The organism is Nocardia sp. bgisy118 (assembly GCF_057708605.1).
In genome coordinates this window covers 110,838-125,939 of the sequence record NZ_JBYISM010000020.1, presented here as the reverse complement: position 1 = coordinate 125,939, position 15,102 = coordinate 110,838, and the positions used below count along the sequence as shown (strand labels likewise).

The window sequence follows — 15,102 nt, the reverse complement described above, 5'->3', positions numbered from 1 at the left end:
TCGCGTACCACGGTCGATGCACTCGTCACAGGGTCACCTCACTCACGTGCGCTGGTCGTCGTCGGTTCGCGTCGCTGACTCACGACATGATCTCCTCGGGTACGTCGTCGGTTTCCGATTCGGCGCCCGACGTGGGCGCGGGGGTGCCGGTGAGAGACAGGAATACGTCGTCGAGACTCGGCCGGTGCACGCTCGCGTCGACGACGCACACCCCTGCGTCGTCGAGCCTGCGCAACGCCTGAACCATCGTGCGCGAGCCGTCGCCGACCACCACTGTCACCTCCTCGGTGCCGATATCGTGGCTCGGCTCGCCCACGCCGACCTGGGCGAGCACTCTCATCGCGGGCTTCGCCTCCTGACCGGGGGCCAAGGTGACGGTGAGCCGGTCGCCGCCGATCGAGGTCTTCAGCTCGTCGGCCGAGCCGCGCGCGATGACCCGCCCGCGGTCGATGACGGTGATGCGGTCGGCGAGCAGATCGGCTTCTTCCAGGTACTGGGTGGTGAGCAGCACGGTGGTGCCGTCGTCGACGAGATCGCCGATGACCCGCCACATGTCGAGCCTGCCTCGCGGATCCAGACCGGTGGTCGGCTCGTCGAGCACCACCACCGTGGGGCGGGCCACCAGTGCGCCCGCCAGATCGAGGCGGCGAGCCATGCCGCCGGAGTAGGTGCCCGCGCGGCGATGCGCGGCGTGGTCGAGGCCGAGCGCGTCGAGCAGTTCGGTGGCTCTGGTGGCGGCCTGGCGCGGTGACATCCCGTAGAGCCGGGCCACCATGCGCAGGTTCTCGTAACCCGAGAGGTTCGCGTCGACGGCGGCGTACTGGCCGGACAGGCCGATCCGCCGTCGCGCGCCCGCCGGATCGCGCAGCACGTCGACCCCGGCCACCCGCACCGAACCCGCGCACGGTTTCAGCAGGGTGGTCACGATCCGGACGGTGGTGGTCTTGCCCGCGCCGTTGGGGCCGAGCAGTCCCATCACCGTTCCCGCCGGAATCTCCAGGTCGATGTCGTCGAGCACCCGGACCTTGCCGTAGCTCTTCACGAGGCCGCGCACTTCCACCGCGAGAGTCATGGCCGCACCTCACTCACTACGCATCCTCCTTCGTTGTGCCCGCTTCACCCTCGAGATGCCGGTTCAGCACCGGTCCGATCACGGCGAGCGATTCGGGTGCGGTCATCGCCGAATGACGGCAGAACAGTTCGTGGTCGTGGACGGTCCCGGTGACGAACGGCTCCCACGCCGCGGCGCACCTGGCCGGATCGGACTGGTTGACCTCGTCGTCGGCGGCGGTGAAGAACAGCACGTCACCGTCGAAGGTGCGCGGCCGGAAGCCGTGCGCCAGCACCGTGCCGTTGGCGTAGCCCGCGTACAGCCGTTCCAGGTGCTCGATGGTGAGCGCCGAGAACGCACCGGGCCGCGAGCGCAGCAGTTCTGCCGCATCGAGCAGGCTCATCGTGGGGTCGAGGTCGTCGCCGTCGCCCAGATCGCTGCCGAACTCCGCGATGATCTCGGCGACGCTCGGGATGGCGTGTTCGAGCCATTCGTCGGAGAGCTGGTAGCTGTCCATCATCGCCAGCAGCGCCACCTCGTCGCCGGACTCCTGCAACCGCACCGCGATCTCGTGCGCGATGAGGCCGCCCAGCGACCAGCCGAGCAGGTGGTACGGCCCCTCGGCCTGCACCGACTTGATGTGGGCCACATAGTAATCCGCGGCCTCACCGAGGGAGGAGAAGCCGTCCTCCCCCGCGACGTGCGGAGACTGGAGCCCGTACACCGGGCGGTCGGGTGACAGGTGCGCGAGCAAGCCCGAGTAGCACCAGGACAACCCGATCGCCGGGTGGACGCAGAACAGCGGCGCCGACCGCCTCGCGGAGACCGGCCGGATGGGCAGCACCGGCCCGAGCGCACCGGCCATGGCGGCCGCGGCGCCCTCGGAGCCGGTCAGCCGCGCGGCGATCGCGGCGGGCGTCGCCTCGCCGAACATCACCTGCACCGGCAGGTCGATGCCCTCGGCACGCACCTGCGCGACGACCTTCGTGGCCAGCAGCGAGTTGCCGCCGAGTTCGAAGAAGGCGTCGTCGGCGCCCACCGTCTCCACGCCGAGCACCGACTCGAAGGCCGCGCACAACACCGCCTCGACGGGGTTGCTCGGCGGTCGGTAGCCGCCGGACGCGCTGAACACCGGCTCGGGCAGCGCCTGGCGGTCGAGCTTGCCGACCGGGCTCAGCGGCACCTCGTCGATGAGCATGATCGATTGCGGCACCATGTAATTCGGCACCAGCCCGGCCACGTGCTCGGTCAGCTCCCGCGCGGTGACCTCGGATCCGTTGCGCGGCTTCACATACGCTACCAGCGCCGTGCTGCCCGCCTGCGTGCGGTAGCCGATGGTGGTGGCGAACTCGACGGCGTGGTGGCGGAACAGCGCGGTGTCGATCTCGCCGAGCTCGATGCGGAAGCCGCGGACCTTGACCTGATGGTCGGTGCGGCCGACGTACTCGATCTCGTGCTCGCCCTCCGCGGCGCCGGACCACCAGCGCACCAGGTCGCCGGTGCGGTACATGCGCTCGCCCGGCTTGCCGTACGGGTTCGCGACGAACCGCTGCGCGGTCAGTCCCGACCGGTTCAGGTAGCCGCGGGCCAGCGCGGTGCCCGCCAGGTGCAGCTCGCCGGTGACGCCGACCGGCGACGGGTGCAGCCTGTGGTCCAGGACGGTCGCGGCGACGCCGCGGATCGGACCGCCGATCGTGATCGGACCGCCGGGCTCCATCGGCTGCGAGATCACCGTGACGATGGTGGTCTCGGTGGGGCCGTACACGTTGTACAGGTTGCGGCCCGGCGCCCACCGGGTGACCAGGTCGGGCGGCAGCGCCTCGCCGCCGACCAGCACGTGCGCCAGATCGGTGACGCCCGTCGGGTCGACGGTGCCGAGCGCGGAGGTCGTGATGAAGGCGTGGGTGATCTCTTCCTCGATGAACACCTGCGCCAGATCCGCGCCACCGACCACCCCGGACGGCGTGATCACCAGCGTCGCCGCGCCGCCGAGGGCGAGCAGCAGGTCCAGCATCGCGGCGTCGAAGCTCGGCGTCGCGAAATGCAGGACCCGGCTGCCGGGATGGACGTCGAAGCGCTCCGCGGTCTCGGCGGCGAAGTTGGACAGGCCGCCGTGGGTCACCACGACGCCCTTCGGGGTGCCGGTGGAGCCGGAGGTGTAGATCACGTACGCGGGGTTGTCCACCCGCAGCTGACGCACCCGCTCCTCGTCCGCGATCGCGTTGTCCGATTCCGCGAGCACGGCCGCGCGGAAGTCCGGATCGTCCAGCACGATCCACTCGATGCCGTCGGGCAGCTCCTCGCGGTACTCGGCGAGCGTGATGCCCAGCGCCGCACCGGAATCGGTGAGCATGTGGGTGATGCGCCCGGACGGGTACAGCGGATCGACCGGCACGAACGCCGCGCCGGCCTTGGCCACCGCGAGCACCGAGGCGACCGACTCGACCGAGCGCGGAATCCCCAGCGCCACCAGCGTTTCGGGTCCGACACCGCAGCCGATGAGCACGCGGGCCAGCCGGTTGGTCCAGCGATCCAGCGCGTCGTAGGTCACGTGGGTGCCGTCGGAACGCAGCGCCACCGCCGTGCGGTCGACGTTCGCCGCGGCCTCGAAGACCTCGGGGAAGACGATCGGGCGGTCGGCTTCGATACCGCGCACCGGAGCCAGCCCGGTCCACTCCTCCGGGTCGAGCAGCTCCAGATCGCCGACCGCGGCGGTCGGCGTCGCGGCGATCGCCGAGAGCAGCCGCATCAGGCGCTTGCCGAGCCCGTGCGCGGTCCGCTCGTCGAACAGATCGCTGGCGTAGTTCACCGCGAGGGTGAGGCCTGCGGGCTCGCGCTGCGCGGTCTGCTCCTCGGTGAGGGTGAACTGCAGATCGAACTTGGCGATCCCGGTGTCGCCGTCCTCGGCCTCGATGTGCAGCCCCGGCAGCTCCAGTGTCCGGACCGGGCGGTTCCGCACCGAGAGCATGACCTGGAACATCGGGTGGTGCGACTGCGAGCGGGTCGGGTTCAGCACCTCGACGAGCCGTTCGAACGGCAGGTCGGCGTGGGCGAACGCGTCCAGGTCGGCGTCGCGCACGCCGTGCAGCAGGTCGGTGAACCGCGCGTCGGGATCGATCCTGGTGCGCAGCACGAGCGTGTTGACGAACATGCCGATCATCCGGTCCAGCGCCGGGTGGCCGCGACCCGCGATCGCCGTGCCCACGGCGATGTCGTCGGTGGCCGTCATCCGGTGCAGCAGCACCGCGAGCGCGGCGTGCAGCACCATGAACATGCTGACGTTGTTGGTAGTGGCCACCGTCTGCAGTTCCCGGTGGGTGACGGCGTCGATCGCGCATTCCACCGTGCCGCCGCGATAGGAAGGCACCGGCGGACGCGGCCGGTCCGCGGGCACGCTCAGCAGCTCTGGGACGCCGTCCAGCGTGGTCCGCCAGTAGTCGAGCTGGTGGCGCAGCACGGAGTCGGGATCGTTTTCGTCCCCGAGCGTATCCCGCTGCCACAGTGTGTAATCCGCGTACTGCAGGGTCAGCTCGTCCCAGTCCGGCTGCTGCCCGGCGCAGGCGGCGCGGTAGGCCGTGGCCACGTCGGCGGCCAGCGGTTCCAGCGACCAGCCGTCCATGGCGATGTGGTGCACGACCAGCACCAGGACGTTGTCGGTGGAGGCGGCAGGCGGCGCCATGCCGTCCGGATCGGGTTCGTCCGACACCGTGATCAGCGCCGCGCGCAGCGGCACGGTCTCGCCGAGGTCGAATCCCGGTTCGGCGAAACGCCGCACCGCGTCGTCGACGGCGTCCGGGGTGACGGTCGCGACGAACAGGGTCACCGCGGCGTCGTCCTCGTCGAGGACGACCTGGGCCGGTTCGCCGTCCAGCTCCGGGAACACCGTGCGCAGCGACTCGTGCCTGGCCTGCACCTCGTGCAGCGCATGCACCAGCGCGTCGACGTCGAGCCTGCCGCGCATCCGCAGCACGACCGGAATGTTGTAGGCGCCCGCGCTGCGGTCCGGCCCGTCGGCGGCCGCGCCGACCTCGTTGAACCGGTTCAGGAACCACAACCGATGCTGCGCCGCGGAGAGCGGAATCCGATCGGGCCGGTCGCGCCGCACCGGCTCGGGACGCGTGGCCGTTCCCGCGGGACCGGAGTCGAGCATGGCGGCGAGCTCGGCGACAGTCGGCGACGAGAAGACGCCGCGCACCTCCAGCCGGGTGTTCGTCGCCGCCTCCAGCCGGGCCACCAGCTGGGTTGCCAGCAGCGAGTTTCCGCCGATCTCGAAGAAGCTGTCGGTCGCGCTGATCGTCTGCACGCCGACCAGTTCGGCCATCACCGCGGCGACCACCTTCTCGGACTCGGTCTCCGGCGCGCGCCCCGCGGACACGGCGGTGAACTGCGGTTCCGGCAGCGCCGCGATGTCGAGCTTGCCCACCGGGGTGAGCGGAATCCGGTCCAGCACCGTGATGCTCACCGGAACCATGTGCGCGGGCAGCTGTTGCGCCACGTGCTCGCGCACCGCGTCGACGTCGATGCCTGCCCGCTCGTCGGACGGGTGGACGAAGGAGACGATCCGGTCCGCGCCCGCGATGTGCCTGACCTCGGTGTGCGCGAAGCGGACACTCGGATGTGTGCCCAGCGCGGCGGTGATCTCGCCGAGCTCGATGCGGAATCCGCGGACCTTCACCTGATGGTCGCTGCGGCCGAGGTACACCAGGTCGTGGTCGGCGTTCCAGCGCACCACGTCACCCGTGCGGTACATGCGCTCGTTCGCCGGGCCGAACGGGTCGGCGACGAACCGGGCGGCGGTCAGGCCGAAGCGCTCGAAATAGCCTCGCGCCATGCCGAATCCGCTGAGGTACAGGTCGCCCGGCACGCCGACCGGCACCGGCCGCAGCCGATCGTCGAGCACCATGGCCCGCGCGCCGCGCACCATCGTGCCGATGGTGATCGGCGCGCCGACGGCCACCTCGCTCGCGGTGGCGACGACGGTGGTCTCGGTCGGGCCGTAGCCGTTGAACATCAGCCGTCCCGGCGCCCACCGGTCGACCAGTTCCGGGCCCCACGCCTCGCCGCCGATCATCAGAGAGCGCAGGTGCGGCAGCGGCCAGCGTTCGCTGTCGATGGTGGCCAGCGCCGCGGGAGTCATGAAGGTGTGGCTGACCCGCTCGCGGTCCATGAGCGCGGCGAGCTCGTCGCCGCCGTAGATGTCCGGCGGGCAGATCACCATGGTCGCGCCGGAACCCACCGCGAGCAGCAGGTCGAACACGGCGGCGTCGAAGCTGGGCGAGGAGAAGTGCAGCGTCCGCGCGTTCGCGTCGACCCGCATCCGGTCCCTGACCTCGTCGGCGAAGTTCGAGACTCCGCCGTGGGTGACCGCGACGCCTTTCGGCTTACCGGTCGAGCCCGAGGTGTAGATGATGTAGGCCAGCTCCGTCAGCGGCACGGCACGCAGCCGCTCGGACTCCTCGATCGTGCTGTCGTCCCATCGATCCAGCTCCGCGATCAGGGTCGGGTCGTCGAGCAGCAGCCAGTCGGTCGACACCGTGCCGTCGGTGGACCCCGTGCCGTCGATCGTTACCGTGTCGTCGGTCGCCGCGTGCAGCCGTTGGGCGTGCGTGGACACGGTGACGCCGACCTGGCAGCCGGAGTCGATCAGCATGTGCCGGACGCGATCCACCGGGTAGTTCGGGTCGACCGGCACGAAGGCCGCGCCGGACTTGGCGACCGCGAGCACGGTGAGCACCGATTCGATGGAACGGGTCAGGCCGAGCGCGATCCGATCGCCCGCGCCGAGTCCGCGCCCGATGAGGGCACGGGCCAGTCGGTTCGAGAGACGGTCGAGCTCGGCGTAGGTCAACGCGATACCGCCGGACCGCACCGCTTCGCGCCGCGCGTGCCGTCGCGCCGTGGCGGTGAAGTAGTCCGCCAAGGTGAGCTGCGGGGTGGTCGCCCCGCCGGTCGCCGGGCCGAGCAGCCTGCGCTCGGTTTCGGTGCGCGCATCGATCGCCCGCACCGGCATGCGCGGGTCCGCGCTGACCGTGGCCAGCACGCGCAGGAAACGATCGGCAAGCGTCTCGACCGTCGAGGCATCGAAAAGTTCTGCCGCGTAGACGAATTCGAAGGCGCGCGCGCCGTTGTCGCGGGTCGCGACCCGCAGTTCCAGATCGAACTTGGCGCGCGCGATGTCGAGTTCCTCGGCGCTCAGCGCCAACGCGGGCAGCTCCAGGGTCGGCGTGGGGCCGTCCTGAACGGTCAGCGCCACCTGGAACATCGGACGGTTCGCTCCGACGCCCATGGCGCGGCCCAGCTCCTCGACGACGCGCTCGAACGGCACGTCGGCGTTGGCCATCGCGCTCAGTTCGGTGTCGCGGTCGGCGCGCAGCTGGGCGACGAACGGCCGGTCCGGATCCACATCGGAGCGCAGCACCATGGTGTTCACGAACATGCCGACCAGCTCGTCGAGCTTGGTATCGGTGCGGCCCGCCACCGGTGTGCCGATGACGATGTCGCGCCCGCCGGTGACGAACCGCAGCAGCACGGCCAGCGCCGAGCGCAGCACCATGAACAGGCTGACACCCTGCGCACGCGCGAGCTCGGCCAGCGCGCGCTGGACCGGCTCCGGCACGGTGAACCGCACGGTGCCCGCCTGCTGGGTGGGATCGAGGGGCCGCGGCCGGTCGTACGGCAGCGGCAGCTCGGCGGGCAGCTCGGCCAGCTCGTCGCGCCAGTAGGCCAGCTGGGCGGCCGCGACGCTGTCCTGGTCGTTCTCGTCGCCGAGGGAGGCCCGCTGCCACAGCCCGAAGTCGGCGTACTGCACCGGAAGTGGCGCCCAGCCCGGCACCCGGCCGTCGCGGCGCGCCGCGTACGCCATCGCGAGGTCGCGGGTCAGCGGGCCGAGCGACCAGCCGTCGGCCGCGATGTGGTGTAGCACGATGCCGAGCTGATAGCGCTCGGCGCCGGTGCGCAGCAACACGATTCGCAGCGGCGTGTCCCTGGTCAAGTCGAAGCCGCCGCGCGCGAGCACGCGCAGCGCGTCCTTCGCTGCCGCCTCGTCGACCGCGATCGGCTCCACCGAGGGCAGTGCCCGGCCGATCGGCAGCACCAACTGCTGGGCGCCGCCGCTGTCCTCCGGGTACACGGTGCGCAGCACCTCGTGCCGCTCCACCAGATCGGTGAGGGCCGCGCGCAGCGCCGCCACATCCAGATCGCCGTCGATTCGAATGACGAATGCGATGTTGTAGGCGCTGGATTCGGGCGAGAATCGATTGAGGAACCACAGTCGCTGCTGCGGCAGCGACAGCGGGATGCGTCCCGGACGCGGGGTGTGAACAGCCAGCGGCACCCGTTGCGTCCGGGGCGCTTCCGCTATCCGCAGCGCGACGGCGGCGACCGTCGGCTCCTCGAACAGCGTCCGCACCGGCAGGTCGACGCCGAACTCTTCGTGCAGCGCGGCCGCCAGCCGGGTGGCGAGCAGCGACGTGCCGCCGATGTCGAAGAAGCTGTCCTCGGCGCCCTCGACCGGATGCCCGAGCACAGCGCCGAACACGCCCGCCACCCGGATCTCGGCCTCGGTTTGCGGCGCCCTCGACGGACCCGCGCCCGCGAACACCGGCTGCGGCAAGGCCTTTCGATCCAGCTTGCCGGTCGGCGCCACGGGCAGCTCGTCGAGCACCATCACCGAGGCGGGCACCATGTAGCCGGGCAGCCGCTGCCGCGCGGTCTCCAGGATCGCGGCCGGCGTGACGGACGCGGCGTCCCGTTCCGCCGTCACGTACGACACCAACCGCGGGTCGCCGTGCTCGCCGGTGTGCACCAGCGTCAGCGCGAAGCTCACCCCGGGATGCGCACGCAACGCGTGATCGATCTCGCTGAGCTCGATGCGGAAGCCGCGGATCTTGATCTGGTCGTCGGCCCTGCCGAGGAAGCGCAGGCGCCCGCCGAAGTCGGCGACCACCAGATCGCCGGTGCGGTACATCCTTTCGCCGCGCCTGCCGTGCGGGTTCGCCGGGAAGCGTTGCGCCGTCAGGCCGTAACGTCCCAGGTAACCGCGGGCCAAGCCGGGGCCGGACAGGTACAGCTCGCCGGGCGTGCCCGGCGGCACCGGGTGCAGGCGCGCGTCGAGCACGAACAGGCGCATGCCGCGCACCGGCATGCCGAGCGGCACCGGACGTCCCGCGGCCATAGGGCCGGACGCGGTCGCGGCGACGGTGGCCTCGGATGGTCCGTACATGTTGTGCATGCGGTGCCGTGCCGACCAGGTCGTCACGAGTTCCTCCGAGCACGCCTCGCCGCCGACGATCACGGCCTCGAGTTCGTCGAGCCCCTCGTCCGGCACGGTGGCCAGCGCGGCGGGGGTGATGAACGCGTGCGTGACGTGTTCGGTGCGCAGCAGCTCCGCCAGCTCCGCGCCGCCGTACATTCCCGCGGGCGCGATCACGATCGTCGCGCCTGCCGCGAAGCCGAGCAGCAGTTCCAGCACCGAGGCGTCGAAGCTGGGCGACGAGAAGTGCAGTGTGCGTGCGGAATCCGTGACGCCGAACAGATGCGTCTGTTCGCTGGCCAGCGACGCGATACCCGCGTGGGTCACCACGACGGCCTTCGGTATGCCGGTGGAGCCCGAGGTGTAGATCAGGTACGCCGGGTGGCTGGTCCGTAGCGGGTGGTAGCGGTCGACGTCGGTGACCGGCGCGGTGGACTGGTCGTCGCATTCGTCGGCCAGTTCCGTCGAGCCGAGCACCAGCCAGTCCACGTACGACTTGCGGTGCCGCCCGCGCGGTGCGGGCCATTCGGGCATGGCGGCCAAGCACTCCGGGATGGTCAGGCCGAGAATCGCGCCGGAGTCGGCGATCATGTGCCCGATCCGCTCGGCCGGGTACCCGGGATCGATGGGCACATACGCCGCACCGGTTTTCGCGACCGCCCAGATGGCGGCAATCGAGTCCAGGCTGCGCGGCAGCGCGATGGCCACCACGACCTCGGGCCCGGCGCCGTGCTCGATCAGCACGCGCGCCAAGCGGTTCGACATCTCGTCGAGCTCACGGTAGGTCGTGTCCTGCCCGAGGTAGCGCACCGCGACCGAATCGGGGAGTCGCTCGGCGGTGGCGGTGAGCAGGCGGGCCAGCGAGATCTGGGGCTCGGCGGGCGCCGCCGCGATCGGCACCAGGTTGGCCGATTCCTTGCGATCGAGGATGTCGATGTCGCCGACCGGCCGCTGCGGCGCCGCGACCGCCGCGGTGAGCAGCGCGACGAACCGCCGCGCGAACCACTCCACCGTGCGCTCGTCGAAAACGTCCTTGGCGTAACCGAATTCGGCGGCCAGCGGTCCCTCGCCGAAGCTGTCGTGCACCTCGAGCTGCAGGTCGAACTTGGCGATGTCGGACGCGAGCGGCAGCACTCGGGCCGTCACGTTCGGCAGATCGATGGCGAGCTCCGGCGTGCCGTCGTAGGAGAGCATCACCTGGAACAGCGGGTGCCGTGCGGCCGTCCGCTCCGGGTTGACCACCTCGACCAACCGCTCGAACGGCACATCGGCGTTGGCGAACGCGTTGAGGTCGGTCTCACGGGCCACGTCGAGCATGCGGTCGAAGCCCGCCGCCGGATCCACCTCGGTGCGCAGCACCAGGGTGTTGACGAACATGCCGACGAGGTCGTCGAGCGCCGGATCGGAACGCCCGGCGATCGGGGTGCCGACGGCGATGTCGGTGCTCGCGCACAGCCGGGCCAGCAGCGTCGCGAGCGCCGCGTGCAGCACCATGAACATGCTGACGCCCCGGGTCGCGGCGAGTTCCGCTGCGGCACGGCGGGTTTCGGCGGCGATCGTGAAGGCGACCCGGCCGCCGGCGGTGGAGCGACGCAGCGGGCGCGGGCGGTCCAGCGGCAGATCGAGCTGATCGGGCAGCCCGATCAGCGCCGAGCGCCAGTAAGTCAGCTGACGGCTCAGCGCACTGGCCGGATCGTCCTCGTCACCGAGCAGCTCGCGCTGCCAGAGGGAGAAATCCGCGTACTGCACCGGCAGCGGCGTCCACTGCGGGGCGACGCCGTCGACCCGCGCCGCCACCGCCGTCATGAGGTCGTCGGCCAGCGGAATCACCGACCAGCCGTCACCGCAGATGTGGTGCAGCACGATCAGGAACACGTGCTGCTGCGGGCCGGTCTGCCACAGCGCGACCCGGATCGGGGCCTGGCTGCGCAGATCGAAGCCGTACCCGGCGAATTCGGTGGCCAGCTCGGTCACGTCGGCACCGACGGCGTCGATCGGATCCAGGGTGAGCGGGATGTCCGTCGCGGGGTGGATCAGCTGGTACGGACCGTCGACGCTCTCCGGGAAGGTGGTACGCAGGCTCTCGTGGCGCTCGATCATGTCGATGAGGCCCGCACGCAGCGCCGCGTGGTCGAGCGGTCCGTCGAGGCGCACCGCCAGCGGCATGTTGTAGGCGGCGGCGTGCTCGGCGAAGCGGTTCAGAATCCAGAGACGCTGCTGGGCCAGCGACAGCGGAATCCGTTCCGGCCGTTCGGCGGGAACCAGCCGCGGCGAGCTGGTGTCCGGGGTGTGCGAGGCGAAACGCTGGGTGAGCGCGGCAACCGTGGAGGCCTCGAACAGGTCACGGATGGTCAGCGCCGTGCCGAGCGCGACGTTGATCCGCGCCACGGCGCGCGCGGCGATGAGCGAGTTGCCGCCGAGATCGAAGAAACCGTCCTCGAGCCCGATCGCCTCGGTGCCGAGCACCTCGCTGAAGATCGCGGCGAGCGCCCGCTCCACCTCGGTGCGCGGCGCGGCGGTGACCGGCATCGTCCTGGCGACGAGCGTCGGCACCGGCAGCGCCTTGCGGTCGATCTTGCCGTTGGCGCTGAGCGGCAGTTCGTCGAGCTCGATCAGCGCCGAAGGCACCATGTAGGCGGGGAGGGTGCGCCGCAGCGCGGCCATCAGTGTCGCGGTGTCCAGGCGTTCGAAGTCGGCGCCGGGCGCCGCGACGACATAGGCCACCAGCTCGTCGCCTGCGCGTCCCGCGTGCGCGATGCAGACCGCCCTCGCGACGTGATCGTCGTCGAGCAGCGCGGCCTCGATCTCGCCGAGCTCGATGCGCAGGCCGCGGATCTTCACCTGGAAGTCGGTGCGGCCCAGGTATTCCAGTACGCCCCGGCCGTCCGCCGCCGGCTCCAGCTGCCAGCGGGCGAGATCGCCGGTGCGGTACATGCGCGCCCCCGGCGTGAACGGGTTGGCCACGAAGCGGTCGGCAGTCAGCCGCGGCTGACCGAGATAGCCGCGCGCCAGCTGCACTCCTGCCAGGTACAACTCACCCACGACACCCGGCGGCACCGGCCGCAACTGCCTGTCCAGCACGTAGGTCTGGGTGTTCCAGACCGGCGAGCCGATCAGCACGGTCCCCGGCTCCTCCGGGCACGGCCAGTAGGTGACGTCGACGGCGGCCTCGGTGGGCCCGTACAGGTTGTGCAGCTGGGTCCCGCGCAGCACCCCGTGGAAATCGCGGATGATCGCGGCGGGCAACGCCTCACCGCTGCAGAACACCCGGCGCAGGCAGCCGCACTGGCGCACATCGGTGTCGGTGACGAACACCGACAGCATGGACGGCACGAAATGCGCGGTGGTGATGCGTTTTTCGGCGATAACACGGGCGAGATACGCCGGGTCACGGTGGCCGTCCGGCGCGGCGATCACAAGACGCGCGCCGATCTGCAGGGGCCAGAAGAACTCCCAGACCGAGACATCGAAGGTGGCCGGGGTCTTCTGCAGCACCGCGTCGGTGTGGTCGAGCGAGTACTCGTGCTGCATCCAGCGCAGCCGGTTCACGATGGCCGCGTGGGATACCCCGACGCCCTTGGGCTTTCCGGTGGATCCCGAGGTGAAGATGACGTAGGCCAAGTGCTCGGGGCGCAGCGGCGCCTTCCGGTCGGCGTCGGTGATCGGCGCGGCGTCGAAACCGGAGAGATCGACGGTGTCGAGCGTCAGCACCGGGGTGCGCAGCGGCAACGCGAGCCCGTCGCGCTCGGCGCCGATCAGGCACACGGGTTCGGCCTGGGCGAGGATGCCGTCGATGCGATCGGCCGGATGATCGGGGTCCAGCGGCAGATACGCCGCGCCTGCCTTGACGATCGCGTACATGCCGACGATCAGCTCGATGCTGCGCCGCAGGCAGAGGCCGACCACCGTGTCGGGGCCCGCGCCGCGGGCGATGAGCAGCCGCGCCAATCGATTGGCCTGCTCGTCGAGCTCGCGGTAGGTCAGCACACGGTCTTCGAACTCCAGCGCGGTCGCATCCGGGGAGATCTCGACGCGATCGGCGAACAGCCCGGCCAGCGTGTCGTCCTGGACCGGCGCCTCGGTGGCGTTCCAGTCGCGTAGCACGAGATCGCGTTCGGCGTCGGTGAGGGCGCACAGCGATTCCGCCGCGGTCGCCGGCTCGGACGCCAGGAACTTGCCGAGGAAGTCGAGGAAGCGACCGTGGTGCATGGCGACCTCGGTGTCGCCGTACAGCCGCGGGTTGGCCTCGAAGTCGACATGGATGTGCCCGGCCTCGCCGTTGTAGAGGTTGATCGAGAGGTCCTCCACCGGTCCGGTGGCGAGCACGTGCAGCGAGCCGGTCAGATCACCGAACTTCAGTTCGTTGTGGAACAGCATGATGTTGACCATCGGCCCGAAGAAGCCGCGCGCGTCCCTGGAATAGCCGCAGTCGCGCCGGATGTCGTCGTGCCGGTAGCGCTGGTGCCGCAACGCGCCGGTGATCTGCAGCTCCGTCGAGCGCACCACGTCTCCGACGGTCGTGTCGGCGTCGAACCGCAGGCGGATGGGCACCACGTTCGACAGCACGCCCGCCGAACGGCGCAGCGCGACGGTCGTCCGCGCCGCGACGGGCAGGCTCAGCACCACGTCCGAATCGCCGGTCACCGAGCGCACGTAGCACGCGAGCGCCGCGACGAACAGCGTCGAGTTGTTCGTGTCGAACGCCGCCATCGCCGCGGTCATGGTGGTATCGGCGTGATCGTCGAGCATGCCCATGGCCAGGCGCCTGCCCGGATCCGGCGTCGAGGTGGTCACCGCGACCTGGGACAGGCTGAGCGGCCCGCCCGCGTCCGAGAGCTGCTCGCGCCAATAGTCGCGGTCGGTGCGGAACCGGTTGGACTCGCGGTAAGCCGACTCGTCGGCGTAGATCTGTTCCAGCCCCGTCGCGCGCGAGACCGACGGCTCCGTCTGATTCTGCACGGCGGTGTAGATCTCGGCCGTCCGCGTCAGCGCGTTCATCGCGCCGTAGCCGTCGATCACAATGTGATGCCCGCGCGAGTACCAGTAGTACTCGGATTCGCCGACGCGCAGCACCACGTTAGTTGTGAGTGGATCGCGTTCCAGATCGATGGGAGAGCTGGCGTGCTCGGTCATCCAGCGCAGTGCGGCGCCGCGCGGATCGGGCTGGTCGCGCATGTCGACGCGGCCCCAGCCGGGACGGCGGGACCAGTCGACCATCTGGTGCGGAACACCGTCGATCTCCGCCATCCGTACGTGCCCGACCTCGGTCTCGGCACCGAAACGTTCGATCGCGTAGAGCAGGCACCCGATGTCGAGATCCCCATGGATCTCGAGGTACTGGGCGATCGTCAAGGGAACGTCGGGCCGAATCCGCTGGGCATACCACAGGGCCGTCTGCGCTGGGGAGAGAGCGAACGGTTGTGCCGAAAATTCACCCGAAGTGCATTGGTCGACGCGATCGGTGGCCAATGAACTCATTCATCACTCCGTTCTGCCGCAACTGACGCAACTCCCCGACCCCCCACGGCGGGCACGCACGCGCGAGCCGTAGGACGTGTGATCCACGCCCTATGATTCGGAGCACCCCAGATGCCGGATGGCCGACGTATTGGATTTGTTTCACATCGAACGACGTTGGCAGAACGTCTTTTTGGTCAGCTACATTTCCGCAAACTTTTGCGGCGAGCGGCGTCGCGGACCGGAAACACCGAGGTCCGACGGCTGACGCCGCGGACAGGATCGACCTCGCGAGTCACGCCAGCAAACGGCACGCAACATCACGAACAGGCTACGGAGGTCT

Annotated in this window: 2 protein-coding genes; both read right to left on the bottom strand. The window is 70.4% G+C overall.

Annotation, left to right across the window (positions count from 1 at the left end; all coding sequences use genetic code 11):
- Positions 1-79: 79 nt before the first annotated feature.
- Positions 80-1,072, bottom strand: coding sequence for an ATP-binding cassette domain-containing protein (locus tag AC3EO7_RS23730; RefSeq protein ID WP_431970606.1), 993 nt, complete (start codon positions 1,070-1,072; stop codon positions 80-82).
- Positions 1,073-1,088: 16 nt separating this feature from the next.
- The gene (locus AC3EO7_RS23725; protein ID WP_435592414.1) at positions 1,089-14,780 is read right to left on the bottom strand and encodes a non-ribosomal peptide synthetase; all 13,692 of its coding nucleotides are present in this window, start codon (positions 14,778-14,780) and stop codon (positions 1,089-1,091) included.
- Between the last annotated feature and the right edge of the window lie 322 nt (positions 14,781-15,102).

Coding starts and splice junctions, on each gene's coding strand:
- AC3EO7_RS23730 (WP_431970606.1), bottom strand. CDS start 1,072: ATGACTCTCGCGGTGGAAGTGCGCGGCCTCGTGAAGAGCTACGGCAAG.
- AC3EO7_RS23725 (WP_435592414.1), bottom strand. CDS start 14,780: ATGAGTTCATTGGCCACCGATCGCGTCGACCAATGCACTTCGGGTGAA.